The 23,987-nt window shown below is 43.3% G+C and carries 35 protein-coding genes and 1 riboswitch; of the genes, 16 read left to right on the plus strand and 19 right to left on the minus strand.

The annotated features are described in order from the left end of the window. Nucleotides 1-183: 183 nt before the first annotated feature. The 3 genes from DACSA_RS07560 to DACSA_RS07565 all read right to left on the minus strand — a co-directional run bounded on the left by DACSA_RS07560 (nt 184) and on the right by DACSA_RS07565 (nt 1,800). On the minus strand, nt 184-1,149 hold the full coding sequence (locus DACSA_RS07560; RefSeq protein ID WP_015229187.1) for an aldo/keto reductase: 966 nt from the start codon (nt 1,147-1,149) through the stop codon (nt 184-186). 111 nt (nt 1,150-1,260) lie between these two features. Next, nucleotides 1,261-1,434 (minus strand): hypothetical protein, encoded by a 174-nt coding sequence (locus DACSA_RS20445; protein WP_156800699.1) that lies wholly within the window; start codon nt 1,432-1,434, stop codon nt 1,261-1,263. Between the two features lie 3 nt (nt 1,435-1,437). Beyond that, nucleotides 1,438-1,800 carry a hypothetical protein gene (locus DACSA_RS07565; RefSeq protein ID WP_015229188.1) on the minus strand — a complete coding sequence of 121 codons (363 nt, stop codon included), beginning with the start codon at nt 1,798-1,800 and terminating at the stop codon, nt 1,438-1,440. A gap of 118 nt (nt 1,801-1,918) precedes the next feature. Between DACSA_RS07565 and DACSA_RS07570 the strand changes: the two genes are divergently transcribed. Both DACSA_RS07570 and DACSA_RS07575 read left to right on the plus strand, forming a co-directional pair. Next, on the plus strand, nt 1,919-2,344 hold the full coding sequence (locus DACSA_RS07570; protein ID WP_015229189.1) for a hypothetical protein: 426 nt from the start codon (nt 1,919-1,921) through the stop codon (nt 2,342-2,344). A 156-nt stretch (nt 2,345-2,500) separates the two neighbouring features. Continuing rightward, entirely contained in the window at nt 2,501-2,725 is a 225-nt protein-coding gene (locus tag DACSA_RS07575; RefSeq protein ID WP_015229190.1) for a Calvin cycle protein CP12, read from the plus strand. 181 nt (nt 2,726-2,906) lie between these two features. Here the strand turns inward: DACSA_RS07575 and DACSA_RS22490 are convergent, their stop codons facing one another. After that, nucleotides 2,907-3,029, minus strand: a complete 123-nt coding sequence (locus DACSA_RS22490) for a hypothetical protein (protein WP_269544721.1) — start codon at nt 3,027-3,029, stop codon at nt 2,907-2,909. A gap of 11 nt (nt 3,030-3,040) precedes the next feature. On the opposite strand from DACSA_RS22490, the gene DACSA_RS07580 reads away from it, so the two are divergent. After that, nucleotides 3,041-3,958, plus strand: a complete 918-nt coding sequence (locus DACSA_RS07580) for an EamA family transporter (protein ID WP_015229191.1) — start codon at nt 3,041-3,043, stop codon at nt 3,956-3,958. Here DACSA_RS07580 and DACSA_RS07585 read toward each other — a convergent pair. Continuing rightward, on the minus strand, nt 3,955-4,701 hold the full coding sequence (locus tag DACSA_RS07585) for a winged helix-turn-helix domain-containing protein (protein WP_015229192.1): 747 nt from the start codon (nt 4,699-4,701) through the stop codon (nt 3,955-3,957). The two genes, DACSA_RS07580 and DACSA_RS07585, sit on opposite strands and share 4 nt — an antisense overlap. Nucleotides 4,702-4,848: 147 nt before the next feature. Between DACSA_RS07585 and DACSA_RS07590 the strand changes: the two genes are divergently transcribed. The 4 genes from DACSA_RS07590 to DACSA_RS07605 all read left to right on the plus strand — a co-directional run bounded on the left by DACSA_RS07590 (nt 4,849) and on the right by DACSA_RS07605 (nt 9,691). Next, entirely contained in the window at nt 4,849-5,289 is a 441-nt protein-coding gene (locus DACSA_RS07590) for a Ycf66 family protein (protein WP_015229193.1), read from the plus strand. A 96-nt stretch (nt 5,290-5,385) separates the two neighbouring features. Continuing rightward, entirely contained in the window at nt 5,386-8,268 is a 2,883-nt protein-coding gene (ileS, locus tag DACSA_RS07595; protein WP_015229194.1) for an isoleucine--tRNA ligase, read from the plus strand. A gap of 225 nt (nt 8,269-8,493) precedes the next feature. Beyond that, entirely contained in the window at nt 8,494-9,138 is a 645-nt protein-coding gene (locus DACSA_RS07600) for a Uma2 family endonuclease (RefSeq protein WP_015229195.1), read from the plus strand. 1 nt (nt 9,139) lies between these two features. Beyond that, a complete protein-coding gene (locus DACSA_RS07605; RefSeq protein ID WP_015229196.1) occupies nt 9,140-9,691 on the plus strand; it encodes a Uma2 family endonuclease in 552 nt (183 codons plus the stop codon). 36 nt (nt 9,692-9,727) lie between these two features. Here the strand turns inward: DACSA_RS07605 and DACSA_RS07610 are convergent, their stop codons facing one another. Beyond that, nucleotides 9,728-10,057 carry a 2Fe-2S iron-sulfur cluster-binding protein gene (locus DACSA_RS07610; protein WP_015229197.1) on the minus strand — a complete coding sequence of 110 codons (330 nt, stop codon included), beginning with the start codon at nt 10,055-10,057 and terminating at the stop codon, nt 9,728-9,730. Between the two features lie 126 nt (nt 10,058-10,183). Here DACSA_RS07610 and DACSA_RS07615 point away from each other — a divergent pair, with 126 nt between their 5' ends. Then, nucleotides 10,184-10,963, plus strand: coding sequence for a class I SAM-dependent methyltransferase (locus DACSA_RS07615; RefSeq protein ID WP_015229198.1), 780 nt, complete (start codon nt 10,184-10,186; stop codon nt 10,961-10,963). A gap of 275 nt (nt 10,964-11,238) precedes the next feature. Here the strand turns inward: DACSA_RS07615 and DACSA_RS07620 are convergent, their stop codons facing one another. Beyond that, nucleotides 11,239-12,519 (minus strand): TldD/PmbA family protein, encoded by a 1,281-nt coding sequence (locus tag DACSA_RS07620; protein WP_015229199.1) that lies wholly within the window; start codon nt 12,517-12,519, stop codon nt 11,239-11,241. A 288-nt stretch (nt 12,520-12,807) separates the two neighbouring features. After that, nucleotides 12,808-12,876, plus strand: a riboswitch (Glutamine riboswitch). A gap of 31 nt (nt 12,877-12,907) precedes the next feature. Between DACSA_RS07620 and DACSA_RS07625 the strand changes: the two genes are divergently transcribed. After that, nucleotides 12,908-13,243 (plus strand): DUF4278 domain-containing protein, encoded by a 336-nt coding sequence (locus tag DACSA_RS07625; RefSeq protein WP_015229200.1) that lies wholly within the window; start codon nt 12,908-12,910, stop codon nt 13,241-13,243. A 230-nt stretch (nt 13,244-13,473) separates the two neighbouring features. Continuing rightward, a complete protein-coding gene (locus DACSA_RS07630; protein ID WP_015229201.1) occupies nt 13,474-13,785 on the plus strand; it encodes a DUF6679 family protein in 312 nt (103 codons plus the stop codon). A gap of 11 nt (nt 13,786-13,796) precedes the next feature. Here the strand turns inward: DACSA_RS07630 and DACSA_RS07635 are convergent, their stop codons facing one another. Both DACSA_RS07635 and DACSA_RS22495 read right to left on the minus strand, forming a co-directional pair. After that, nucleotides 13,797-15,401 (minus strand): MBL fold metallo-hydrolase, encoded by a 1,605-nt coding sequence (locus DACSA_RS07635; protein ID WP_015229202.1) that lies wholly within the window; start codon nt 15,399-15,401, stop codon nt 13,797-13,799. 28 nt (nt 15,402-15,429) lie between these two features. Beyond that, a complete protein-coding gene (locus tag DACSA_RS22495; RefSeq protein ID WP_015229203.1) occupies nt 15,430-15,552 on the minus strand; it encodes a hypothetical protein in 123 nt (40 codons plus the stop codon). A 147-nt stretch (nt 15,553-15,699) separates the two neighbouring features. On the opposite strand from DACSA_RS22495, the gene DACSA_RS07645 reads away from it, so the two are divergent. After that, a complete protein-coding gene (locus DACSA_RS07645) occupies nt 15,700-16,593 on the plus strand; it encodes a YihY/virulence factor BrkB family protein (protein ID WP_156800701.1) in 894 nt (297 codons plus the stop codon). Here DACSA_RS07645 and DACSA_RS20450 read toward each other — a convergent pair. The 10 genes from DACSA_RS20450 to DACSA_RS21425 are packed head-to-tail and all read right to left on the minus strand — an operon-like array spanning nt 16,551 to nt 18,040. Beyond that, nucleotides 16,551-16,694, minus strand: a complete 144-nt coding sequence (locus tag DACSA_RS20450; protein ID WP_156800703.1) for a hypothetical protein — start codon at nt 16,692-16,694, stop codon at nt 16,551-16,553. The two genes, DACSA_RS07645 and DACSA_RS20450, sit on opposite strands and share 43 nt — an antisense overlap. Next, nucleotides 16,657-16,794: a hypothetical protein gene (locus tag DACSA_RS21410; protein ID WP_015229205.1), complete on the minus strand. Its 138-nt coding sequence runs from the start codon at nt 16,792-16,794 to the stop codon at nt 16,657-16,659. The genes DACSA_RS20450 and DACSA_RS21410 overlap by 38 nt, the downstream gene beginning before the upstream one ends. Further along, nucleotides 16,757-16,894, minus strand: a complete 138-nt coding sequence (locus DACSA_RS21415; RefSeq protein WP_015229205.1) for a hypothetical protein — start codon at nt 16,892-16,894, stop codon at nt 16,757-16,759. The genes DACSA_RS21410 and DACSA_RS21415 overlap by 38 nt, the downstream gene beginning before the upstream one ends. Beyond that, nucleotides 16,857-16,994, minus strand: coding sequence for a hypothetical protein (locus DACSA_RS20455; protein ID WP_015229205.1), 138 nt, complete (start codon nt 16,992-16,994; stop codon nt 16,857-16,859). The genes DACSA_RS21415 and DACSA_RS20455 overlap by 38 nt, the downstream gene beginning before the upstream one ends. Beyond that, a complete protein-coding gene (locus DACSA_RS21420; RefSeq protein ID WP_015229205.1) occupies nt 16,957-17,094 on the minus strand; it encodes a hypothetical protein in 138 nt (45 codons plus the stop codon). Before DACSA_RS21420 ends, DACSA_RS20455 begins: the two co-directional genes overlap by 38 nt. A gap of 27 nt (nt 17,095-17,121) precedes the next feature. Next, a complete protein-coding gene (locus DACSA_RS20460; protein WP_015229206.1) occupies nt 17,122-17,295 on the minus strand; it encodes a hypothetical protein in 174 nt (57 codons plus the stop codon). Continuing rightward, the gene (locus DACSA_RS20465) at nt 17,258-17,509 is read right to left on the minus strand and encodes a hypothetical protein (RefSeq protein ID WP_156800706.1); all 252 of its coding nucleotides are present in this window, start codon (nt 17,507-17,509) and stop codon (nt 17,258-17,260) included. Before DACSA_RS20465 ends, DACSA_RS20460 begins: the two co-directional genes overlap by 38 nt. Then, the gene (locus DACSA_RS20470; RefSeq protein WP_015229205.1) at nt 17,472-17,609 is read right to left on the minus strand and encodes a hypothetical protein; all 138 of its coding nucleotides are present in this window, start codon (nt 17,607-17,609) and stop codon (nt 17,472-17,474) included. The genes DACSA_RS20465 and DACSA_RS20470 overlap by 38 nt, the downstream gene beginning before the upstream one ends. A gap of 27 nt (nt 17,610-17,636) precedes the next feature. After that, nucleotides 17,637-17,900, minus strand: coding sequence for a hypothetical protein (locus tag DACSA_RS20475; protein ID WP_156800707.1), 264 nt, complete (start codon nt 17,898-17,900; stop codon nt 17,637-17,639). After that, nucleotides 17,900-18,040, minus strand: coding sequence for a hypothetical protein (locus tag DACSA_RS21425; RefSeq protein ID WP_198007655.1), 141 nt, complete (start codon nt 18,038-18,040; stop codon nt 17,900-17,902). Before DACSA_RS21425 ends, DACSA_RS20475 begins: the two co-directional genes overlap by 1 nt. 23 nt (nt 18,041-18,063) lie before the next feature. Between DACSA_RS21425 and trpB the strand changes: the two genes are divergently transcribed. The 5 genes from trpB (at nt 18,064) to DACSA_RS07670 (ending at nt 23,978) form a co-directional block, all read left to right on the plus strand. Then, entirely contained in the window at nt 18,064-19,302 is a 1,239-nt protein-coding gene (gene trpB, locus DACSA_RS07650) for a tryptophan synthase subunit beta (protein WP_015229209.1), read from the plus strand. Continuing rightward, nucleotides 19,302-19,931: a ribonuclease D gene (locus DACSA_RS07655; RefSeq protein WP_015229210.1), complete on the plus strand. Its 630-nt coding sequence runs from the start codon at nt 19,302-19,304 to the stop codon at nt 19,929-19,931. Before trpB ends, DACSA_RS07655 begins: the two co-directional genes overlap by 1 nt. Nucleotides 19,932-20,148: 217 nt before the next feature. Continuing rightward, entirely contained in the window at nt 20,149-20,364 is a 216-nt protein-coding gene (locus DACSA_RS07660) for a hypothetical protein (protein ID WP_015229211.1), read from the plus strand. Nucleotides 20,365-20,645: 281 nt separating this feature from the next. Continuing rightward, nucleotides 20,646-22,529 (plus strand): ArsA family ATPase, encoded by a 1,884-nt coding sequence (locus DACSA_RS07665; protein ID WP_015229212.1) that lies wholly within the window; start codon nt 20,646-20,648, stop codon nt 22,527-22,529. An 18-nt stretch (nt 22,530-22,547) separates the two neighbouring features. Next, complete coding sequence (locus tag DACSA_RS07670) at nt 22,548-23,978, plus strand: FAD-binding domain-containing protein (RefSeq protein ID WP_015229213.1); 1,431 nt, start codon at nt 22,548-22,550, stop codon at nt 23,976-23,978. The last annotated feature ends 9 nt before the right edge of the window (nt 23,979-23,987 follow it).

The following is a 23,987-nucleotide window of genomic DNA, read 5'->3' on the forward strand; positions in this document are numbered from 1 at the left end:
ATAGTATGATTTAAGCTGTTATCAAAAGCTAGTGCCGTAACACCCATTCTGTTTGCCGAATATTGTGGTAGAGATCACTTCTATTGTGCCACAATTGCTTATACAAAAACGGATGTTTTTCGCCCCCTAACCCCCAATACTGGGGGGAATTAACTGGATTTTCCAATAAATAGAGATTTCAGATTACACATTAAACGTCCACATCACGGGATTATCATCTAAATGATTGGTGACTTGTCGCCCAATTTGATCAATTTCTGCTAATTCGGCTTCTGATAAGTTGATCGTGGCGACTTTAGCGTTTCCGAGGGCTTGTTGCGGGTTTCTTGCGCCCGCGATCGCGCAGGTGTTGGGTTGAGCAATTAACCAACAGAGGGCTAATTGCGCTAAGGTACAGTTTTTCTTTTGCGCGATCGGGCGCAGTTGCTCGATCGCATCCAGTGCGCGTTGATAATGTTCTCCTTGAAACAGTTTATTTTTGGCGCGATGATCTCCTTCCTCAAACTGATGATTTGCTCCAAATTTACCAGTTAATAACCCTTGCGCGAGGGAAGAATAAGCTAACACCGAAATATTATTTTCCACACAATAGGGGATCAGTTCTTTTTCCGCTTGTCGCCAAAACAGAGAATAAGGCGGTTGAACACTATCAATTTGTCCATATTGTTGCGCTTCCGCCAGTTGAGCGCGAGAAAAATTAGAAACCCCAATCGCACGAATTTTTCCCTGTTCTTTGAGCGTATTTAGGGCTTTCATGGTTTCTTCAATGGGGACAATTTCGCTATTAAACGAGCCACTGGGCCAATGAATTTGATATAAATCTAAGTAATCGGTTTTGAGATTCTGCAAAGAGCGATCGCAGGCTTCAATTACCTGGTCAAACTGTAAGTGAGTCGGAAACACCTTACTGGCTAATTGCACCTGATCTCTGACATCAGACACCGCTTTTGCGACAATTTGTTCCGAGTACCCGTCGCCATAAATTTCGGCGGTGTCAATGGTGGTGATACCCGTTTCAAATCCCGATCGAATCGCCTCGATCGTTTCTGAATCATTAATTCCCGTCCACATTGACTTTCCAGCCTGCCATGTCCCCATCAAAATCGGGGCAATTTTCACATTGGACTTACCGAGCGATCGTAATTCCATCGTTGCTCCTATTTAATCAGAAATATCATCTCACAAAACTTGATTGATAGCATTTTTTAATCTCCTTAATTTTCCCCCAAAAGTAGGGAATCAGGAGACTATCCAACGGGCTTACTTATTATTTAGTGCCTCCTGTTGGGAAACTGAAAGTTTTACCAAATAAGGATTTGAGGCGATTAAGTTCAGGAAGCGATTTTTCTTCCCCATCTCCCCCATCTCCCCCATCTCCCCCATCTTCCCCATCTCCCTTGCCTTACTCAACCAACCAATGGACTTTTTCAGCAACCCCTATTTATTGGTTTGAGATTTAATAAACACTTGATATCCCACATATCCCAAAGCCCCAATAATCGCCAACGTTAACACCGAGGTTAACAACTGAAAAACGGTTTTCAAAAGAGAGAGACTAATTCCGACTCCCACCGCACCAACAACGACTTTTCCCAGCAAAGGAAGCTCATCAAACCAGCGACGCACTTGATTCGTTATCCCTTGTACTTGACTAGAAAATTGATTAGAACTCGCACTCATCGGAGACGGTTGCGAAACATAATCTTGATTCGTGGTTTGTTTTTCATCACTAGCATTGACCTCCGCTTCTAATTCTTGGAGTCGTTTTTCCCAGTCAGTTTGAGAATTTGGTTGATTCATTTTCCTTTCCTTTTGTAATTAAATGGACAGCTAACAAACATGAACAGGTGAGGGAGAAATTGGTTACTTAATTAAGGGATAATATAAATAGAACAACCCCACTACAGGTTTATTCAAAATGAAACGTCAAACCCTCCACCCCTTTCTTACCACAACCCTTGCCACCATTTTATTCGGTTTAACGGCAACTCGCTTGCTTGCCGACCCAATTTCTATCACCAGCGACTTTTCGGCACCGGTTACTAGGTCAGGTCAATCGGGAGGAGCAGTAGATAGCAATGATTGTGGCTTTGTTCCCAGTGCGCCACAAGAGGTGATTCAGGTGTCGGAAAGAATGAATTATTTACGCATGAGTGTGGAGAGTGAAGGGGAAAACCCGACTCTTCTGGTGAAAGGACCGAACGGACGTTTTTGTATTTTGGCGGACTCTGGAGATGGTGCTTCTATGTCGGGAGTGTGGATGCCTGGCACTTATGAAGTTTATGTGGGAGACGAGCAAGGACAAAATCATCAATATACCCTTCGCCTCTCTACTCAGCAATAGGTTAGATGGCTTTTCCTACAAAATTCTAAAAATGAAATTAAATTCTTCTGACAGAGATGTCGATCGGATAATGTACGTTAAGGTAGTAGGAGATGGTAAAGGTACTACTAAATTTCTTTTCAGCTAAAAGAATCGCAATTATAGGAGTGATAGTTTATGAGTAATATCGAAAAAGAAATTGAACAGCAACGTGAAGAGGCACGGGAAGTTTGTGGCAGCGAAGGCACTGAGTCTCAAGACTGTGCGGTTGCTTGGGATACTGTAGAAGAGTTACAAGCGGAATATGCCCATCAACGCTCTGAGAAACCCAAGAAAACTTCTTTAGAGCAGTATTGTGACGAGAATCCCGAAGCGGCGGAATGCCGCGTCTATGATGATTAACTTCTAACGTCGCCTGTTCATCATCAATCATCAGCAGTAGGAGTTTCGGCTTCTACTGCTTTGTTTTGACTAACTAGGGTTTCCTGAATAAAACTGAAACCTTTACCCAATGAGGCTTTAAGGCTCTTAACCCCTCAAAAAAGTGCAAGGAAATTGAACGCTCAATAGTGAAAACCCTGCATCAAAACTTTGAAATATTACCTCTTACCTCTTGCCTCTTACCTCTTACCTCTTGCCTCTTACCTCTTGCCTCTTGCCTTTTGCCTCTTGCCTTACTAAACCAACCAATGGACTTTTTCAGCAAACCCTAACTATATGTTTGGTTTTATTGCGATGCTTCTGGCAGCCACGTTTTTATCAATGCAAAATGTGGTTGTCCGTGTGTTTTTTCAGGGAAATGCTGAACTCGGTGGGCTGCTTCCTTCTGATTTTGAGCATACGATCCTGTTTTTGCAAACTCGAACCTTTTTTATGGTGATCTTTCTGAGTTTGCTTGCTTGGCGCATCTATCCCCAAACGTTTTTGGAAATTGTAAAGGGGAAACAGGAGTTAAAATCACCGTTAATCAGTGGTAGCATTTACTTTTTTACTGTAATTTTACTCTATTTGGCGATCGGGCAAATTCCAGCAGGAATTGCGGTGACGCTGTTTTTTGTTCACCCGATTATTGCCATGTTATGGGGCTGGTGGTTTAATCATTTGCGTCCCACTATTTTTCGGGGTGTAATTCTCATGGGAGTGGTGATTGGTTTAATTCTGGTGACACCTCAATTACAAGCAGATGTTTCCTCAGAGTTTACTCTAGGAGTGATCTGTGCTTTAGGCGCTGGCGTAGGTTTTGCCCTCTATGCGGTGACAGCACAAACGGCTTTGCTTAACTTTCATGCCCTCTCTTTTTCTCTCGTTACCTTTACGCTAATTTTCATCTTTTCTAGTTTTACGCTACTTTTCCTCAACATTACGATTTCCCCAAATGTCTGGCTTCCTCTCCTGATTTGGAGTCTGGGATCAGGATTAATTACGGTGGGAGGATTAGTTTTTACTAATGTTGGCATTCGTTTGGTTGGTGCTTCCACAGCAACATTAGTGGGATCAATTGAACCCGCCTTAACTGCGGTTTTGGCGTGGATCATCTTACAAGAATCGATCGAACCCAGACAGATGATTGGGGTTGCCATTGTTACGATTAGTATTGCAGGATTAGGACTCGATCGCAGCGCGGTTAAACCTTAACTTAACTTAGATTCATGGAGGGAAAGGGGTTTTGGGATCGATCGAGCACTTTCTTGTTGCAACAACTCTAGATTCAACCGATAGCCAACATTACGCACAGTTTGAATTAACTGCGGTTGTTTCGGATTGATTTCGAGTTTTTTCCGTAAGGATAGAATATGAGTGTCGATGGTGCGGAGATTATCGATCGCCTCTGGCCAAGCACGGCGGAGCAATTCCAAGCGAGACAAAGCAATTCCTTGAGCCTGAGCCAAAACATAGAGTAAACTAAACTCTTGTGGTGTAAACTCCACCTTTTTCCCTTGTAAATAAACCTTACGTTGCGCCAAATTGATTTTTAACTGACCATAATCTAACAAGAGAGGAACATTCACCTCTCGGAAGCGCCGTGACAAAGCCTCCACTCGCGCCATAAACTCTCGCATCCCAAAAGGCTTCACTAAATAATCATCTGCACCCGCCTTTAAACCCGCAACAATATCACTTTCCGCCCCTCGTGCTGATAACATGAGAATCAGCGACTGAGAGTAACAATGTAACCAATAACAGAACTCTAAGCTCTCTCCATCGGACAAATCAGCATCTAAAATCACTAAAATCAGTTGTCCAGCTTCTAGAAACGGTTTCGCTTGTTGAATGCTTCCCGACCGACGCACAGAAAACTTTGCTTGTTGTAAATGCCAACCCAGAAGCGATCGTAAATGAGGATTCCCCTCAATAATGTGAATAGAAATTGACTTCACGGTACTTAATAGCGACCATTACGGCGTAAATCAAAGGCTAACAAAAACTAACTTAAAATTCCGTAACAAGAGTTACTTACTTTGAGCTTTTACCTGATCTCCAAAAACCGATAAGATAAGATTACCGTTTTGGGAGGATTAAAGATCATGTTGGCTTTGTTACTCGCTCTTGCTGTCGCCTTGGCAAGTTTTCTGCTGTATTTTGCAGCGTTTTTCTTTCCCGAAGTGCATCGCAAAAGTGATTTTTATTGGAGTGGCTTAGGACTATTTTACGGTTTAGTGTTGTGGGTGTGTGCTGGACGGATCACAGGTGGGGTTTTACTGGGACAAACCGCGAGTGTCGCTTTATTATTGTGGTTTGGAACACAAACTTTAATCTTGCGCCGCGTTCTGGCTTCACCATCAGAAAAAACCAACATTTCTCAAAGCGTCGCCAGTCGTTTACAAAGTCTTTCTCCTCTGAAATTATGGCAAAAAAACAGTAAACAAGACACCCAAACCACGCCTAGTGTAACATCTTCTTCTACTCAGGAAACGGACTCGATCGCCTCAGAAAAATCTTCATCTCAAGAAACAGATCAGTCGTAGGTTGGGTGGAGGTAACGAAACCCAACACTAATAGAGTTAAAATATCGGTACGATCCTAATATAAACGTTCGATTAGCAGAGAACAACAGAAGACCCGTGACAACCAACAAGAGTTATAAAGATACCATTAACCTCCCGAAAACCGATTTTGCCATGCGAGCAAATGCCAAACAACGTGAACCAGAAATTCAGGAATTTTGGCAGCAGGAACAAGTTTACGAAACGCTCTCCCAGCAAAATCCGAAAGAGGTGTTTGTGTTACATGATGGACCCCCCTACGCCAATGGATCATTGCACATGGGACACGCCTTGAATAAAATTCTTAAGGATATCATTAATAAATATAAGCTATTACAAGGTTATAAGGTGCGCTATGTCCCTGGTTGGGATTGTCACGGCTTACCGATCGAGCTAAAAGTTTTACAAAATATCGAAGAAAAAGATCGCGCCAATTTAACCCCGATCAAGTTACGAAAAAAAGCGGCGAAGTTTGCGAATAAAACGATCGACACGCAACGAAAAGGCTTTAAACGCTATGGCGTGTGGGGAGACTGGGAAAACCCTTATTTAACCCTAAACCCTGCTTATGAAGCGGCGCAAATTGGGGTTTTTGGGGAAATGGCGCTGAAAGGCTATATCTATCGGGGATTAAAACCCGTTCATTGGAGTCCAAGCTCAAAAACGGCTCTCGCTGAGGCAGAATTAGAATATCCAGAAGGACATACTTCCCCTAGTATCTATGCGGTTTTCCCTGTGACTGCTTTGGGAGAAGACGCAAAAGCATCATTAGGAGATTATCTTTTTAGTTTAGGGGTGGCGATTTGGACGACAACGCCTTGGACAATTCCAGGAAATTTGGCGGTGGCGGTGAATCCAGATTTAAATTATGCAGTAGTGGAACGATCGGGAGATAATAATGATTGTCGCTATCTGATTGTGGCTGCAGATTTGGTGGAGAAACTTTCCGCAACGTTGGAAGCGTCGCTAACGGTGAAAACCACTCTCCCAGGAAAAGCCTTAGAACATTGCAAATATCGTCATCCGTTGTTTGACCGTGAAAGTGAAATTTTAATCGGTGGCGACTATATTACAACAGAATCGGGAACGGGATTAGTTCACACGGCGCCTGGTCATGGTCAAGAAGACTATGTGGTCGGAATGCGCTACGGTTTACCGATTCTGTCTCCTGTGGATGAACAGGGAACGTTTACTCAAGAAGCGGGAAAATTTGCAGGGTTAGCGGTTCTCGATGGCGGGAATGATGCGATTATTGAGGCGTTACAAACGGCGAACTCTCTCCTGAAACAAGAACCCTATCAACACAAATATCCCTACGATTGGCGGACGAAAAAACCGACGATTTTTCGCGCAACAGAACAGTGGTTTGCTTCGGTGGAAGGCTTTAGAGACGCGGCGTTAAGTGCGATCGAGCAGGTAAACTGGTTACCGCAACAGGGAGAAAACCGCATCCGATCAATGGTTTCTCAACGCAGTGATTGGTGCATTTCTCGTCAGCGCAGTTGGGGCGTTCCCATTCCTGTCTTTTACGACGAAGAAACCAACGAACCGCTATTAACCCCAGAAACGATCGCCCATGTGCAAAATATTATTGCAGAAAAAGGCTCAGATGCGTGGTGGGAGTTATCCACAGAGGAGTTATTACCCCCAGAATATCGTGATAATGGTCGGACTTATCGCAAAGGAACAGATACGATGGATGTGTGGTTTGATTCGGGTTCATCTTGGGCTGCGGTTGCGAAACAGCGAGAGGAATTAAATTATCCCGTGGATATGTATCTCGAAGGATCAGATCAACATCGCGGTTGGTTTCAGTCGAGTTTATTAACCAGTGTTGCTACCCAAGGCGTCGCACCCTATAAAACCGTTCTCACTCATGGCTTTGTTTTGGATGAGAAAGGCTATAAAATGAGTAAATCTTTGGGAAATGTGGTTGATCCCGCCGTGATTATTGAAGGGGGGAAAAATCAAAAGCAAGAACCTGCTTATGGGGCGGATATTTTGCGCTTGTGGGCTTCTTCAGTGGATTATTCGGCGGATGTTCCCATTGGTCAAGGGATTCTGAAACAGTTGGCGGATGCTTATCGGAAAATTCGCAATACGGTGCGGTTTTTGTTGGGAAATCTCCACGACTTTGATCCGAAGTATCATGGGGTACTTGATGAGAATTTACCCAGTTTAGATCGCTATATGTTACATCGCACCTCAGAAGTCTTTGAGGAGATCACCGCAGCGTTTGAGGAATATGAGTTTTTCCGCTTTTTCCAAACAGTACAGAATTTCTGTGTGGTGGATTTATCAAACTTCTATTTAGATATTGCCAAAGATCGCTTGTATATTTCAGATACCAATTCTCTGCGACGACGCAGTTGTCAGACAGTGTTAGCAATTATTGTCGAAAATCTTGCCCGCGCGATCGCGCCTGTATTGTGTCATACAGCAGAAGATATCTGGCAAAACATCCCTTATCCCACACCTCACAAATCTGTTTTTGCATCAGGATGGATTCCCAAAGAAACAGGTTGGAAAAATCCAGAATTAGGGGAAAGTTGGTCAAAATTACGGGAAATTCGCGGTGAAGTCAATAAAGTGATGGAACAAGCGCGTAATGAAAAACTGATCGGTGCGTCTTTAGAAGCGAAAGTCTTGTTATATGTTCCAGACACAGGATTAAGAGAACAATTGTCGCAGATGAATCCTACCGAAAGCATTGGGGAAGGATTGAATGTGGATGAGTTACGGTATCTCTTCCTTGCGTCTCAAGTGGCGTTAGTGGAGACTTCAGAGGTGGTAAAAACCGCCCCCTATTACAGCGAAACGGAATTGGTGAGTGTGGGAATTATCCACGCTGATGGGGAAAAATGCGATCGATGCTGGAATTATTCGCCAACAGTGGGACAATTTGAAAATGATCCGACAATTTGCGATCGATGTCATCATGCGTTAGCGGGTAATTTCTAAAATCAAACAAAGTAGGTTGGGTAGAGACGTTCCATGGAATGTCTCCACGCGAAACCCAACAGCAAAAAACGTAGGTTGGGTGGAGTTTACGAAACCCAACAGCAATCAGTCATTAGTCACTAGATCAATCCCCCCTAACCCCCCTTTGAAAGGGGGGAATAATGGATCGGTATGTAGCGCTAATTATTCACCCATGATATTAAACAGAGGAAAGGGAAAAAGAGAATGGTTACACAAATCAAGAAAAACGTAAAAACAGAAACTTGGATTGATAGCAGTTGGGACAATTATTTACAAGTTTTAGAAACGCTTCCTGATGAGAAAGGAAAATCTTATTATCATCATCAACAATATCGAATTGAAATGAGTCCTCTTGGAAATAGTCACGCCAGCGATCATTCTCTCATTAATTATATTGTTCATCTTTATGGAACACTTAAAGGAATTGAACTGAATGGAAAAGATAATCCGACATTAAGAAAACCTAATTTCCGAGAAGCGCAAGCTGATCTCGCTTTTTATGTTGGGAAAAATGCTAATGTTATTCCCTGGGGAACAAGTATCATTAATTTAGATCAATATCCTGCGCCTAATTTAGTGATTGAAATAGCAAGTTCTTCTTTAGCAGATGATTTCGGGAAAAAACGGTTACTCTACGAAGATTTAGCAGTGGAAGAGTATTGGGTGGTTGATGTTAAAAAAGCACAAGTAACAGCGTTTAAGATAGAAAAACAAGGAAGTTATCGCCTCAATACGTCTCAAGTTTTACCCAATTTAGAAATTAGTTTAGTCACAGAAGCATTGCTTCAAAGTCGAGAAACTACTCATACACAAGTTGGAAATTGGTTGTTACAACAGTTTCAGAATTAAAATGATTACGGATCAAGAATTAACATTAGAACAATTTCTTAATCTTCCTCAAGATGATGTTACTTATGAGTTTTTTAATGGAAAAGTAACGCCGAAAATGTTTCCGAAACGCTTTCACTCGCGGTTAACAGTTGCGCTATGTTTGATTCTAGAACAGTGGAGAAAAAATCAAGGAGAAGTGGGAATTGAATGGAGTGTGATTTTAGAAAAAGATGGGAAAAGTTGGGCGCCTGTTCCCGATTTATTGTATATTTCTAATCAGCGTTTACCTTTAAATCGCTTTGAAGATGAAGCCTGTCCATTTCCCCCAGAGTTAGTGATAGAAATTATTTCTTCAGGTCAAACTTTTGGCGAGTTGACAGAAAAAGCAACTTCTTATCTAAAAGCAGGGGTCGATCGAGTTTGGCTGGTTGATCCGAAGGCGCAAACAATCACGATTTTTTCGTTCAATTATCTCCCTGAAACTAAACGGAAAGATGACAGCTTAAATGATGATTTGTTTCCCGATTTAGACATAACTGTTGGAGAGGTTTTCCAAAAAGCTGGCTGGTAAAGCAAACATCTATTTTAGTTCTATTTCAGAGAGTTTTTATGTCCATTTTACTTTTTCCTCGTGACCCCAAAATCCCTCATATTTTTTCACGGTTACATCTCCCAAAACTTGCACCTGACAGGCTAAACGGCGAGTTGTGTTTGGGTGATGAGGCGGTAAAGATAAACGGGCTTTTTCTTGCCAACTTGGTGCGGAAACTTCTCCCTCTATTTCTACAGTACAAGTGCCGCACGTTCCTAGTCCATAGCAGTTAATAAAACTGGCGGCTTCATTGTAGAGATCAACTTTGTTTTTGAGTAATACATCACGGAGATTTTCGCCGCGATCGCAGGTAAAGGTTTTTCCTTGAGCAGTGATTTGGGGCATGATAAAATTTGAAGATAACTGTCTTTCTATTTTAAACCAGTTTAAACCAGTCGGTTCTCATCTGATTTGCTATGGTACAACAAAATCAGGTATGGTGGCTATGTTTGTAATCAAGAGGCAATAATAATGAGTAACGATTCTGGTGTTAAAACGGACGAAAAGAAACAGCATTTTGATGATATCTATATGGAGTCCACTCCTGTTCCTTTTAAGGAACGGATTATTGATGCTTTAGATTATATTTCTGATGATAATAATCGGCAAACTTTCGATCGACTAATTTTGCCTTGGTGTGAAAAACAAGAAGGAAAAGTGATTCCTTACGTGGATTTATGTTGCTGTTTTGGTAACACAACGTTAGCGATCGCGCATAATATGACAGTAGAGGAGATTCGAGAAAATTGGAAGGATGCAGCAACCGCACAAAAGCCTCTCAAACCGCGCCGTTTGCATCTTCAAACTTCTGGAATTGATCTGTCTGAAAACGCGCTTCAGTATGCGGAAAATGCAGGGATTTTCGATCGAACCATACAAGCGAATTTAAACCAACCTTCTGCGGAGAAAAAAGCAGCAGTGCTAAATACAATGAAAGAAGCAGACATTTTAGTTTCCACTGCGTCTTTAGTTTACTTAGAAGAAAGCGCGATCGAGGAGTTAATTTCCACGTTTGCTAATGCTCCCCGTGAAGGGTATTGTCTGGTTAATTTCCTCAATCCCTTTGGTTTAGAAAAAGCAGACGCAACCAAACGAATTTTACTACAAAATCTTGATTTTGTGGGTAGCACCGCCACTCGCCACCGTCGAATGTCTCCCCTCGAACAAGAAAACTATCCCGGTGAGGAATGGTCATTACTCGAAATTTGGGTTTTAAAGCGTAAGGGCTTGAAACAGAAAGTGGAAACTTAACCATTTCTTAACTTAGTTAGCCAAATTAACTAATATAATACAAGAGTGGCTAACTTTAACTGATCAATAACCAAGACAGTTTAAGAATAAGTCACTTTTTGGCGGTGAGTTACATCGTGTCAGCCTGTGGACTGGTTAACGCCGACGTTGCCAGAAAAAGCCCTGAGCGGAAAGAAGCAGGAAGTGGACATCAGAGTAAATCAGGTTTTGAGTAAACGTGGTTAAGTCTGAGTAAGTTCCTCATAACGGATAACCGTAACTTTCTCATTGCTTCCTTAGCTAACCACTGATAACCCTTCTACTAAGAGAGAAGGAGTGACATAAGAACCGTTAATTTGTGAGTCTCCCCCAAGCGCAAGCAGATGATTGAAAGCGGTGTAAATGTTACCAGCGACCATTGTATCCTTGACTCGACCAGTGATTTGTCCGTTTTGGACGCGATAACCGAGTTCGATGTTAGCGGAAAAGTCACCAGAGAGATCAGCATCTTCTCCTAAAAGTTGGTCAATGACTAAACCATCATCCAGTTGAGTGATTAAGTCTTGTAAGTCGCCATTCCCTGGCGTAACAATCAGGTTGATTAAACTAGGGGTCGGATAACGCCCTAAACTGGGACGAAACCCGTTTCCAGTGCTACCAATTCCTAGTTTACGCCCGATCGCGCGATCGGTGTAAAATTGTTCAATGCGACCTTGATTGATCAAAGTAAGCTCGCGAGTTGATGTTCCCTCATCATCAAATGGACAACGCTCTGGGTTGCGCGTGGGGTCTTGTTTTAACGTAATCTGATCTGAGATCACTTGCTCATGGCTTCGATCGCCCCAAGGGGATGTTCCTTCCCATACCTGTTTCCCATTGAGAGCAGCGATCACGGTTTCCCAGAATAAATTCGCCGCTTTCGGGGTAAAAATAATGGGAACGCGACCTTGTGGGGGAGAAACAGTAACCGAAGCCCAGTTCATTGCTTGACAAATTCTTTTTTTTATGGTATGCAAATCAATCTCCTCCGAAGATTCGCTACCGTCAGCAATGCCTAAAAAATCCTCTCCTCTCACCCATTCCACTTGTAAAAACGCACTGGTGCTGATCTCGGTGTATTGACAATCAGTTCCTTGTGTGTTGAGCAGGCGAGTGGTGTGTTGTTCGCAGTCTAGTTCCCCAGTACACAAGACGCTAGAATTATAGTTTAACAGTTCCTCGATCGCGCTTTTTCCCTCTGTAATTAAACTCTCTGGGGAGATCAGCTTGCCTTGGCTGGGATAAACTTGTTGATGGTTGGGAGTAAGCTCGATCGATGCTGGCGTATTAAGCGCACATAAACCTAACGCTCGTGTCACCAACTCATTAGCATCTGCATCGCCATAAGCGACTGTCACCCCAGGGGATCGATCGCGCCACACCCGTAACGCGATTCCCTCTGATTCCACTGTTTCCAACTGTTTTAAGCGATTTGCTTCAAAATAGACAGGATGCCCACGAGAGATCACTTGATACACTTCCGCCTCTTCTGCGCCCGCCGATCGCGCTTTCTCTAAAACCTCTTCTGGATCAATCATCTGACTTAAATTCTCCCGCTCTAATGCGTTTCATCTTTTACCGTAGGGTGGGCACTGCCCACCCTACGACTGGCGTTGGGTTTCGTTTTCTCCACCCAACCTACATTTTATCTTTTCCCCCCAATCATCGGGGGGTTAGGGGGGATTATTCCTTGATTGGCGTTGGGTTTCGTTTTCTCCACCCAACCTGCTTTTTATTGTGAAGTTCTGTTAAAAAAATTCCCAAAATCAATTCGGGAGTTGACAAAATTAATTCCAAACTGTAACAATAGATACAGAAATAAAGAAATCGTTCATCTCTCTGATGAGTTTAATCAAGGAGAGACGGAAGTAGGGAAACTCCCGAAGGAACGCGCCTCAACCAGATCGAATTCAAGGAGGCGAATCCATGAAACTTACTTATCGCGGTGTCCAATACGAAAACAATACTCCCGTCGTCGAAACTACAGAAGGCGAAGTTGCTGGCAAATATCGTGGTTTAGACTGGCGTTTTCACGAGCTGAAAAAACCGTTACACTTACAGCCAAGAGCTAACCTGACCTATCGAGGAATTACCTATGAGGTTCATCCTGCGCTCACGTCTGATGTATCTGTGAAGCCAAACGCTGCTTATATCTCGACGCAGGCGAAAGCGCGAGGCTTAATGCGTAATCAGGTGCTAAATTTCAAAAAACGCCAAAAATCAATGTTAAGTCGCGCTAATGCAGAAATCGGTCTCAAATAAGCTGAAAATTGCCGTTTTAGCGCTTAAATGAATTAAGAATCCTCCACCAACCTAATTTTAGGGGATGTGGGGGATTTTTAGTAAGATTGTCCCCGAAAACAATCAGATCGGTAATCGTAATTTTGACCGTTTAATATGTCAAAATAGAACCGTATTTAGGATAGTAAACAATTCCGCAATATATCTTGATCAATACACCTAAAAACATATCATTGGCTCAGGAGAAAACGATGCTACACCGCAAGCTCCATCAATTTTGTAACGAAGGTCGTGAAGTCTGCATTTTCTTGCGGGATCAGCAACGCTGGATTGAAGAAGCACGAATCGTTAGTTTAGAAGGTGACTTGATGACGGTGCGCTACGAAATCGATGAAGATGAAGAAATTAGCTCTTGGGAGGAGATTATTCGTATAGAAAGTATTGCCTCTATTACCCATCGCCTAGCGTCAGTGAGCCGCGCTGATATTGACCCCCTTATTTCTGATGATTGTCCTGAAGCAGAACAAATTTATCCCCGTTATCCTGATTATCCTCAAGAATGATTGCACTCAGGTTAATCGGTTTCGGGTAATGGCTCAAAAACGGGACAATAGCCCTCTGGCGTTACTTGAAACCCATAGAGAGGGGAAGCAGGGTTACGGCAATGTTGGCGTTGACGATGGCGACAATTGCCACAGCTTGCTGTTTCACGAGGAAGTTTTTCGTCGCTGGTTTGTTGCAGAATCTCTTTCTGGGATAAACCACGCAACACCAGTTCTTCCCCTTGCCAACGTGCCTTCACTAATCCCGTATCGGAAAAGTTATGCCAGCGTGGATCGTTGATAATGCTACTGGGAAGTTGAATGTTGATGAGTTTTTCTGCTTCTTTGACTTCCCCTTCATAATTGGTTTCTGCTGGGGCTGCTGGTTGGAGAAATTTCTCGCCAATGTGCAGTTCGACTTCGGTTTTTGCTTCTGGGAGATGGAGATGATAACGATTTTGTAATTCTTCTAGACTGGTAAGGTCAATGAGATAGTTTTTGAGACCATGAACAAAGATGACGTGCTGGGGACGCAGGTTGTGGATCAGTTGAGTTGTTCCTAAACCGTCGCTGTGTTGGGCGAGAAGGTAGGTTTCAGTATGCCAGGGAACACTTCTTGCCGGGGATTTTAGTGGGGTGGGGGTTTCCGCTTGGAAGATGACCCATTGTTGCTGATTGTAGTGGCGCAGGATGTCTTCCCAGTTTGAGTTTTCTTCCACGAGGAGAAGCGTCGCAGCTTGATTTAAGTCTGATTTATTGGTGAGCAGGCGCACTCTAGGACGCACCCGATCGTCCCAAAATAAGGGCTGATGTTTGGCAAAATTTTGTATAGAATCGGGAAGATGAGGGAGGATGGAGAGATAGGCTTCACAGACAGGCGCGATCGTTGCCTCGACCCAAATATCAAGGTCACGACCTGTAAATTGATGATGCGATCGAAGCAGGACTAAAATTTCTTGTGCTAAACCGAAATAAGGCACAGGTAAGACAATATTTTTTCCCTGTGTCAAGGTTTCACTTAACCGCGCCATTAACTGATTTTCCTGTTGGCGGCGGTGAGGATGTCGCGCTGTACCATAACTCCCTTCCACAATCATCACATCAGGGGAAAAGTCTCGTAACGCTTCAATGGATAATCCTTCCGCTAAACGGGAGTTAGACAGGAAAAAATCACCCGTATAAAGCAGACGATGCTCTCGTTGATCAGTGATATAAGTGAGGGCGATCGCGCAAGCACCGGGTAAATGACCCGCAGGATATAATTTGACAGTGAGATTGTCTGCTAACGCAATGCGCGATCGAGTTGGTAAAGCATGAGCTAAACTGGGAATTTCCTCTTCTTCCAACCAATTCAGATGGAGCAATTGCACCGTTACTTCACTGGCATAAATCGGCACATCAGGAAACGCACGATGCAAAGCCAATAAGCCCCGCGCATGGTCAGGGTGAGCATGACTACATAAAATTAAATCGATCGAAGGTAAATTAGCCTGAGCGGTAATTAAATCCTCAACTTCATGTAGTCCACAATCAAGGAGCAAACGATGTTCTCCCAACTGCAAGAAAAAACAAACCCCCTCCCCCTGATGACCGACCGCATAGGAATAAAAACAGAGAGGGGAAGAGAAGTCACTCATGATCAACTGAACTAATTTTTATCAAACTTTAGTGAGCCGAGCCATTGCCATGATAATCTTCCGAATCATAAAAACCGTTTTTTGTCCCAAAAAATAAACAAGAAACAATAAACAGCGCTGATAAAATCACTAAAATTAACTTAACATCCATAAAAAATCTAACCTCCAGAATAATACCGCTCTACCAACTTTAATCAAACTTTACCCGTAAAGGTAGAGCAATTTGATCAAGGGAGTCGGGATAATTTACTTTTTGAATCATTATATCTTGTGCCTCATGCCATCGGAAAAAAGAATCGTGAGAAAACTGAAGAGCTTATTTGCCCTCCTCAAAGAAACTTTTACCCAGTGGCTAGAGCATAAAGCCCCCCGCCTAGCCGCCGCCTTAGCCTACTATATGGTTTTTTCCCTTGCTCCTTTGCTAGTGATTGCCATTGCCATTGCAGGAGCAATATTTGGCGAAGACGCTGCTCGTGGGGAAATTGTCGCTCGAATTAGTGGCTTTGTTGGTCAAGATGCTGCCAGTGTCATTGAAAAAGCGATTACCAATGCCAGTCAGCCCGATTTAAGTAACGTTGCTTCTCTGATTAGTATTGCTGTCCTTCTTTTCGGTGCGTCTGGTGTTTTCGCACAACTTCAAGATGCGCTGAATACAATTTGGAGTGTGCAACCGCGACCGGGGCGAGTGGTTAGACAATTTATCAGCAAACGGATTTTATCTTTTGCGATGGTTTTAGGTTTAGGTCTTTTTGTCATCCTCTCCCTTCTCCTCACCGCCGCGATTTCTGCTTTAAGTCAATTGGAATTACTGCCTGGGTTTCCTTTCCTCTGGAAAACCCTCTCTCTAGCGGTTTCGTTTGGTTTAGTTACCCTATTTTTTGCCTTAGTCTTTAAGTTTCTCCCTGATGCCAAAGTTGCTTGGAGTGATGTTTGGATGGGAGCAATTATTACTTCTATTTTATTCGCCATCGGGCGATCGTTGCTGGGATGGTATTTGGGAAAAACCAGTTTTGCTTCTACTTATGGCGCGGCTGGTTCTTTAATTGTCCTTCTCGCATGGATTTATTATTCAGCACAAATTCTCTTTTTAGGCGCAGAATTTACGGAAGTTTATGCTCGTAAATATGGCTCTCACATTACCCCCAATTGTCACTCCATGAGAATTACAACCACCCCCCTTGATGAACAATAATCAGTGACCAGTGACCAGTGACCAGTGACCAGTGACCAGTGACCAGTTACCAGTGACCAGTCATTAAGAAACGAGTAGAGAGAAAAGAGAAAAATAGGCATTTAAACTCACTTCTAAATTCTCTCTTCTCACTTCTTGATTCCCAGTGACCAGTGACCAGTCATTAAGAAACGAGTAGAGAGAAAAGAGAAAAATAGGCATTTAAACTCACTTCTAAATTCTCTCTTCTCACTTCTTGATTCCCAGTGACCAGTGACCAGTCATTAAGAAACGAGTAGAGAGAAAAGAGAAAAATAGGCATTTAAACTCACTTCTAAATTCTCTCTTCTCACTTCTTGATTCCCAGTGACCAGTGACCAGTCATTAAGAAACGAGTAGAGAGAAAAGAGAAAAATAGGCATTTAAACTCACTTCTAAATTCTCTCTTCTCACTTCTTGATTCCCAGTGACCAGTGACCAGTCATTAAGAAACGAGTAGAGAGAAAAGAGAAAAATAGGCATTTAAACTCACTTCTAAATTCTCTCTTCTCACTTCTTGATTCCCAGTGACCAGTGACCAGTCATTAATAAAACGAGTAGAGAGAAAAGAGAAAAATAGGCATTTAAACTCACTTCTAAATTCTCTCTTCTCACTTCTTGATTCCCAGTGACCAGTGACCAGTCATTAAGAAACGAGTAGAGAGAAAAGAGAAAAATAGGCATTTAAACTCACTTCTAAATTCTCTCTTCTCACTTCTTGATTCTCAGTGACCAGTGACCAGTGACCAGTCATTAAGAAACGAGTAGAGAGAAAAGAGAAAAATAGGCATTTAAACTCACTTCTAAATTCTCTCTTCTCACTTCTTGATTCCCAGTGACCAGTGACCAGTGACCAGTCATTAAGAAACGAGTAGAGAGAAAAGAGAAAAATAGGCATTTAAACTCACTTCTAAATTCTCTCTTCTCACTTCTTGATTCCCAGTGACCAGTGACCAGTCATTAAGAAACGAGTAGAGAGAAAAGAGAAAAATAGGCATTTAAACTCACTTCTAAATTCTCTCTTCTCACTTCTTGATTCCCAGTGACCAGTGACCAGTCATTAAGAAACGAGTAGAGAGAAAAGAGAAAAATAGGCATTTAAACTCACTTCTAAATTCTCTCTTCTCACTTCTTGATTCCCAGTGATCAGTGACCAGTGACCAGTGACCAGTCATTAAGAAACGAGTAGAGAGAAAAGAGAAAAATAGGCATTTAAACTCACTTCTAAATTCTCTCTTCTCACTTCTTGATTCCCAGTGATCAGTGACCAGTGACCAGTGACCAGTCATTAAGAAACGAGTAGAGAGAAAAGAGAAAAATAGGCATTTAAACTCACTTCTAAATTCTCTCTTCTCACTTCTTGATTCCCAGTGACCAGTGACCAGTAGTTCTCAAACTTAAAACGATTTAGAATGGGACTGTTTGCCATTTTGTAGAGAAATCAGAAGCCAAGTGACAGTATCATCAGTATCATCAGTTTTTCCTACGTCTCAATATCCTGATGCCAAAGGGCGTTTTGGTGAATTTGGCGGAAAATATGTTCCCGAAACCCTCATCCATGCTCTTAGTGAGTTAGAAACCGCTTATGAGCAAATTCGCCGTGATCCAGATTATAATCAACAGTTAACACAATTATTAAATGATTATGTGGGGCGACCCAGTCCCCTTTATTTTGCCGAACGTCTCAGTGAACATTATGCCCAACCCAACGGCACGAAACCGCAAATTTACCTCAAACGGGAAGACTTAAACCATACGGGAGCGCATAAAATTAATAATGCGATCGCGCAGGTGCTTTTAGCTCGTAAAATGGGGAAAAAGCGCATTATTGCCGAAACTGGGGCGGGTCAACATGGCGTTGCCACAGCAACCGTTTGCGCTCGTTTTGGCTTAGACTGTGTGATTTATATGGGCGTTCACGATATGGAACGTCAAGCATTAAATGTGTTTCGGATGCGGTTAATGGGAGCAACCGTTGAACCTGTAGAAGCAGGAAATGGAACGCTGAAAGATGCCACTTCCCAAGCGATTCGAGATTGGGTGACGAATGTGGAAACCACTCACTATATTTTAGGTTCGGTGGCGGGTCCTCATCCCTATCCCATGATTGTCCGCGATTTTCATGCCATTATTGGTAAAGAAACCCGTGAACAATGTCAAGAAAAATGGGGCGGCTTACCCGATATTCTCTTAGCTTGTGTCGGTGGCGGCTCCAATGCGATGGGATTATTTGCGGAATTTGTCTCTGAACCTGCAATTCGCCTCATTGGGGTGGAAGCTGGTGGCGAGGGTATTAATTCCCCTAAACACGCCGCCACGCTCACGAGAGGGAAGCCAGGAGTGTTACATGGTGCGATGAGTTATCTACTCCAAGATGGGGAAGGACAAGTCACGGAAGCTCATTCTATCAGTGCTGGGTTAGATTATCCAGGAGTGGGACCCGAACATAGTTATCTAAAAGATAGTAATCGCGCTGAATACTATAGTGTGACAGATGCCGAAGCAGTGGAGGCATTTCAACGAATGTCCCGTTTAGAGGGGATTATTCCCGCGTTAGAAACCGCTCATGCGTTTGCTTATTTGGAAACCCTTTGTCCTCAACTCTCTGGCTCACCGAAAATTGTGATTAATTGTTCGGGACGCGGTGATAAAGATGTGCAAACGGTCGCCAAATACTTGGAGGAGCATTAATGAATTTGTCGAAATTACAAGTTTGCGATCGAGATTTATCTCCAGAATTATTAGAACAGTATAAAGCAAGTCCCGCCGTTGCTGTAGATACAGAAACAATGGGTTTAAATCCCATGCGCGATCGGCTCTGTTTAGTGCAATTATGTGATGCAGAAGGGAACGTAACCATGATTCGCATCGCCAAAGGACAACAGAAAGCGGAATATCTGCAACAATTACTGGCGGCTCAAAATGTTGAAAAAGTTTTCCATTTTGCTCGGTTTGATGTCGCCCAGTTTTATAATACGTTTGGGGTGATGACAACCCCGATTTTCTGTACAAAAATTGCTAGTAAAATGGCGCGGACTTATACCTCTAGTCATGGTTTAAAGAGCTTAGTACAGGAATTAGAGCAAATTGAACTGGATAAGCGTTCTCAAAGCTCAGACTGGGGAAATATCGAAAATCTATCCCCAGAACAGTTAAGTTATGCGGCGAATGATGTTCGTTATTTGATCAGTTTGAAAACAAGGTTAGAAAAAATGCTACAACGAGAGGAACGTTGGGAATTAACCCAAGAATGTTTTACTTGTATCCCGACTTTTGTCAAGTTAGATTTACAACAGTTTGATCACATTTTTGAACATTAGATAGCCAAAACGTAGGTGGGGTGGAGGTGACGAAACCCAACAGCCAAAGCGTAGGTGGGGTGGAGGTGACGAAACCCAACAGTTACCAGTAGCCAAACGGCGGTAAAATGTTGGGTTGCGCGGTAGCTTCACCCCACCTACGACTAAAAAAAGTCTCATATATCACAGACTAAAGATTAACTCAAACCCAAGTCAGCAAGCTGTAATCGTGGAAGTAATGCACATTAAACAAAAAATTTCGGAAGAGAAAAAAGAGAATGAGGAAAGCAGACGCACTCTTGTTTTACAGCTTTTGAAACAGGAGTTAGCGTTAAATTGTGGGGAAGTTTGCTCGATCGGTGATGAGAGTCTTGAGGGATGGTTGATTTTAGGCAGTGTAGAGGCTCGAGGTTTGAATCATTTTTTACCACGTTGCAAATTTCGATCGGTCTAGCCTTTTTTCCGCTCAATTAGAAGAAGTATCAGCCCCCTAACCCCCAATCTTGGGGGAACTAGATGGCATCTCCTTTTCAGATCTGAGAAGTATCAGCCCCCTAACCCCCAATCTTGAGGAGCGACCCTGGCGAGGTTTCCTCGCCTAAGGAACGCGCGACGGTGGGGAATTAGATGGCATCCCCTTTTCATATCTGCTTTGATCGCGTAAACTGGCAACAGTTTCGCAGTATTCATAAGGCTTTAATTTTGCCATCTTTCGTCACCAGTGGAATCGCATCTATGCAACAGGATAATAACTTAAAACTGACGCTTTTTAGTGGTAAAGGAGGAGTGGGAAAAACCACTGTTTCTTGTAGTTTTGCGCGAAATTTGGCGCGATCGCATCCTCAAGATCGCATTTTATTACTTTCCACTGATCCAGCGCATTCAGTGGGAGACGTGCTAGATTTGCCTGTAGGAGAAACCGCCACCCCATTAAGCGATCTTCCTAATCTCCAAGTTCGCGCCTTAAATGCGGTAACACTTCTCGGAGAATTTAAAGAACGCTACGGAGATACTCTCGAAGTGTTAGTGGAACGAGGAAGTTTTGTGGATGGGGAAGATTTAACTCCCGCTTGGGATTTGGGATGGCCCGGTTTAGATGAGTTAATGGGCGTTTTGGAGATTCAACGGCTGTTTAATGAAGATGAAGTCGATCGCATCGTCGTCGATATGGCGCCGAGTGGTCACAGTCTCCATTTATTCGAGATGATGGACTTTTTAGATAACTTTCTCGGTGGGTTAGAGGGGTTTCAAGAAAAACATCGCGTGATGGTGAGAAGTTTGTCTCGCAACTACACACCTGATGAGACAGACGAGTTTTTAGACAAAATGCGGGATGATCTCGCCAGAGGTCGATCGATGCTGCAAGATGAGCAAAAAACCGCTTGCATTGTGGGCGCGATCGCACAGCCCATGAGTTGGTTAGAAACCCAAGACTTTATAACCTCACTTCAAGCGCTTAAAATTCCCTGTGGCGGTGCTTTTGTCAATCGAATCATCCCCAACGACAGCAACTCCCCAGCAACGCTCGATCGATTTTATGAACAACAGCAACTTCTCACGCAATTTCGCGATCTCCTGCAACCGTTACCCTTGTATGGCGTACCCGAACAAGATTCTGATCCCGTCGGAGGAGCGTCTTTAGATGAACTTTTCCCCAAAATTCAACCCGTAGAAGAGATTACACTGATTGAACAACCCGAAACCATTTCCTTCCCAGAAGCAATCCCACCTGGACTTCCCGACTGGATCGAAGAAAACTCACAACTGCTTTTAATTGGGGGGAAAGGGGGTGTCGGAAAAACCACTACCGCAGCCAGTATCGGTTGGGGAATGGCGCAACGTCACCCCGACAAAAAAATCCGTTTAATGTCCATTGATCCTGCTCATTCTTTAGCCGATGCTTTAGACGCTCCCCTCGGACATGATCCCGTTGCTGTCACCGACAATTTGAGCGCCCAAGAAATTGATTCCGACTTGCTTTTAGATCAGTTTCGGGAAGACTATCTCTGGGAATTAGCAGAAATGATGAGTGGGGGAAACGGCGACACTGAAGGGTTACAGCTTGCTTATGGGCCCGAATCGTGGCGACAAATGGTTTCGCAAGGACTGCCTGGGGTAGATGAAATGTTAGCGTTGTTAACGGTTGTGGACTTGTTAGAAGCAGGGGAACAAGATTTAATTATTGTTGATACCGCCCCCACTGGTCATCTGTTACGCTTTTTAGAAATGCCAACCGCCTTAACCGACTGGTTGAGTTGGATATTTAAGCTGTGGATGAAGTATCAAGCCGTTGCTGGTCACATGGAATTGGTGACGCGGTTACGTCAGCTAAGAAAACGAGTGGTTAACACTCATAAAAAGTTACAGGATGCGGATTATACTGAGTTTATCGGGGTGTTACAAAATCAGAGCGCGATCGTCGCAGAAACGCAACGGATGACGGAAGCATTGGAGGAACAAGGGATTTCTCAACGATATATTATCCACAATCGTTATCATCCCCATCAAGAAATTGATGTCAATCGGTTTCCGAATCAAACCGTAGTGCGGCTTCCTCTTTTACCTCGATCGATTCCCGCTTTAGAACGAATTGAAGGAGCGGCAAAACTCTTGTTTTAATGTAATGAAAGGGGATTAATGGAATTAGTTTTATTTTGGCATCGGCGCGACTTACGGCTTAAGGATAACATAGGACTCTTTCAAGCCCATCAAAAAACAGCGAAAGTGTTAGGAGTCTTTTGTTTTGATCCGCAACTCTTAAAAAAAGATCAGGTTGCACCCGCAAGGATAAAATATCTGTTGGGATGTTTGCAGGAACTTCAGGAAAATTATCGCCGCGTGGGAAGCGATTTATTGATTTTGAACGCTGATCCTGTGACTGCGATTTCTAATCTGGCTCAAACCCTTAACGCCACAGGAGTATTCTGGAATCAAGATATTGAACCCTATTCCAGAAAGCGCGATCGAGCAGTACAATCGGCTTTAGAAGAACAAGGAATTACCGTCCAAACCTTTTGGGATCAACTGCTTCATTCCCCAGGAGACATTTTAACCAAAAGCGATGAACCCTATAAAGTTTATACTCCCTTTTGGAAAAACTGGCAAAAACAGGACAAAGCAACACCAACAGGAGAAATCAAAAGTCTAGACGGGTTAACCTCAGAAGAACACCGCAAAGCTGATACTGTTGGCGTGATTCCCTTGCCGAAACTGAACGATTTGGGATTTAGTTGGGAAAACGAACTTCCCTTAACCCCAGGGGAAAGCGCCGCCAGAGACAGATTACAATGGTTTTGCGATCGCGCCATTCTTGACTACGATCAAAATCGCAATTATCCCGCGATCGAGGGTACATCTATTTTAAGCGCCGCCCTAAAATTCGGTGCAATTGGCATCCGTGAAGTGTGGGAAGCCACCAACCAAGCTGAAGAAAACACCCGTAGCGACGAAGCCAGAGACAACATCAACGCTTGGCGACAAGAACTAGCATGGCGAGAATTTTATCAACACGCCCTTTATTTCTTCCCAGAATTAGCAAAGGGACCCTATCGCGAGCAATTTAAATCGTTTCCTTGGGAGAATAATCAAGACCACTTTGAGGCGTGGTGTAACGGAGAAACAGGCTATCCCATTGTCGATGCTGCCATGCGCCAACTCAATACAACAGGCTGGATGCACAACCGTTGTCGAATGATTGTAGCAAGTTTCCTCACCAAAGACCTAATCATCAATTGGCAATGGGGAGAAGCCTATTTCATGCAAACCCTATTTGATGGGGATTTAGCCGCCAATAACGGCGGTTGGCAATGGAGCGCATCCAGTGGAATGGACCCCAAACCCCTACGCATTTTTAACCCCGCTTCCCAGGCGCAAAAATTCGATCCTGATGGCGAGTATATTCGTTACTGGTTACCAGAATTAAATTCCATAGACACAGGAAACTTACTCACAGGTAATATTTCGCCACTGGAAAGAGAAGGTTTAGGTTACACAGCCCCGATCATTGATCATAAACAACAGCAACGAAAATTCAAGCAACTTTATCAGCAACAAAAAGACAATCTGTAAAAAATTTGT

It is taken from the genome of Dactylococcopsis salina PCC 8305 (assembly GCF_000317615.1).
In the GTDB taxonomy this organism is placed as follows: domain Bacteria; phylum Cyanobacteriota; class Cyanobacteriia; order Cyanobacteriales; family Rubidibacteraceae; genus Halothece; species Halothece salina.

Excerpts from the sequence above, each read along its gene's own strand:
- DACSA_RS07560 (WP_015229187.1), bottom strand. The coding sequence starts at position 1,149 with ATGGAATTACGATCGCTCGGTAAGTCCAATGTGAAAATTGCCCCGATT.
- DACSA_RS07565 (WP_015229188.1), bottom strand. The coding sequence starts at position 1,800 with ATGAATCAACCAAATTCTCAAACTGACTGGGAAAAACGACTCCAAGAA.
- DACSA_RS07570 (WP_015229189.1), top strand. The coding sequence starts at position 1,919 with ATGAAACGTCAAACCCTCCACCCCTTTCTTACCACAACCCTTGCCACC.
- DACSA_RS07575 (WP_015229190.1), top strand. The coding sequence starts at position 2,501 with ATGAGTAATATCGAAAAAGAAATTGAACAGCAACGTGAAGAGGCACGG.
- DACSA_RS07580 (WP_015229191.1), top strand. The coding sequence starts at position 3,041 with ATGTTTGGTTTTATTGCGATGCTTCTGGCAGCCACGTTTTTATCAATG.
- DACSA_RS07590 (WP_015229193.1), top strand. The coding sequence starts at position 4,849 with ATGTTGGCTTTGTTACTCGCTCTTGCTGTCGCCTTGGCAAGTTTTCTG.
- DACSA_RS07600 (WP_015229195.1), top strand. The coding sequence starts at position 8,494 with ATGGTTACACAAATCAAGAAAAACGTAAAAACAGAAACTTGGATTGAT.
- DACSA_RS07605 (WP_015229196.1), top strand. The coding sequence starts at position 9,140 with ATGATTACGGATCAAGAATTAACATTAGAACAATTTCTTAATCTTCCT.
- DACSA_RS07610 (WP_015229197.1), bottom strand. The coding sequence starts at position 10,057 with ATGCCCCAAATCACTGCTCAAGGAAAAACCTTTACCTGCGATCGCGGC.
- DACSA_RS07615 (WP_015229198.1), top strand. The coding sequence starts at position 10,184 with ATGAGTAACGATTCTGGTGTTAAAACGGACGAAAAGAAACAGCATTTT.
- DACSA_RS07620 (WP_015229199.1), bottom strand. The coding sequence starts at position 12,519 with ATGATTGATCCAGAAGAGGTTTTAGAGAAAGCGCGATCGGCGGGCGCA.
- DACSA_RS07625 (WP_015229200.1), top strand. The coding sequence starts at position 12,908 with ATGAAACTTACTTATCGCGGTGTCCAATACGAAAACAATACTCCCGTC.
- DACSA_RS07630 (WP_015229201.1), top strand. The coding sequence starts at position 13,474 with ATGCTACACCGCAAGCTCCATCAATTTTGTAACGAAGGTCGTGAAGTC.
- DACSA_RS07635 (WP_015229202.1), bottom strand. The coding sequence starts at position 15,401 with ATGAGTGACTTCTCTTCCCCTCTCTGTTTTTATTCCTATGCGGTCGGT.
- DACSA_RS22495 (WP_015229203.1), bottom strand. The coding sequence starts at position 15,552 with ATGGATGTTAAGTTAATTTTAGTGATTTTATCAGCGCTGTTTATTGTT.
- DACSA_RS20450 (WP_156800703.1), bottom strand. The coding sequence starts at position 16,694 with ATGCCTATTTTTCTCTTTTCTCTCTACTCGTTTCTTAATGACTGGTCA.
- DACSA_RS21410 (WP_015229205.1), bottom strand. The coding sequence starts at position 16,794 with ATGCCTATTTTTCTCTTTTCTCTCTACTCGTTTCTTAATGACTGGTCA.
- DACSA_RS21415 (WP_015229205.1), bottom strand. The coding sequence starts at position 16,894 with ATGCCTATTTTTCTCTTTTCTCTCTACTCGTTTCTTAATGACTGGTCA.
- DACSA_RS20455 (WP_015229205.1), bottom strand. The coding sequence starts at position 16,994 with ATGCCTATTTTTCTCTTTTCTCTCTACTCGTTTCTTAATGACTGGTCA.
- DACSA_RS21420 (WP_015229205.1), bottom strand. The coding sequence starts at position 17,094 with ATGCCTATTTTTCTCTTTTCTCTCTACTCGTTTCTTAATGACTGGTCA.
- DACSA_RS20460 (WP_015229206.1), bottom strand. The coding sequence starts at position 17,295 with ATGCCTATTTTTCTCTTTTCTCTCTACTCGTTTCTTAATGACTGGTCA.
- DACSA_RS20465 (WP_156800706.1), bottom strand. The coding sequence starts at position 17,509 with ATGCCTATTTTTCTCTTTTCTCTCTACTCGTTTCTTAATGACTGGTCA.
- DACSA_RS20470 (WP_015229205.1), bottom strand. The coding sequence starts at position 17,609 with ATGCCTATTTTTCTCTTTTCTCTCTACTCGTTTCTTAATGACTGGTCA.
- DACSA_RS20475 (WP_156800707.1), bottom strand. The coding sequence starts at position 17,900 with ATGACTGGTCACTGGTCACTGGTCACTGATCACTGGGAATCAAGAAGT.
- DACSA_RS21425 (WP_198007655.1), bottom strand. The coding sequence starts at position 18,040 with ATGGCAAACAGTCCCATTCTAAATCGTTTTAAGTTTGAGAACTACTGG.
- DACSA_RS07655 (WP_015229210.1), top strand. The coding sequence starts at position 19,302 with ATGAATTTGTCGAAATTACAAGTTTGCGATCGAGATTTATCTCCAGAA.
- DACSA_RS07660 (WP_015229211.1), top strand. The coding sequence starts at position 20,149 with ATGCACATTAAACAAAAAATTTCGGAAGAGAAAAAAGAGAATGAGGAA.
- DACSA_RS07665 (WP_015229212.1), top strand. The coding sequence starts at position 20,646 with ATGCAACAGGATAATAACTTAAAACTGACGCTTTTTAGTGGTAAAGGA.
- DACSA_RS07670 (WP_015229213.1), top strand. The coding sequence starts at position 22,548 with ATGGAATTAGTTTTATTTTGGCATCGGCGCGACTTACGGCTTAAGGAT.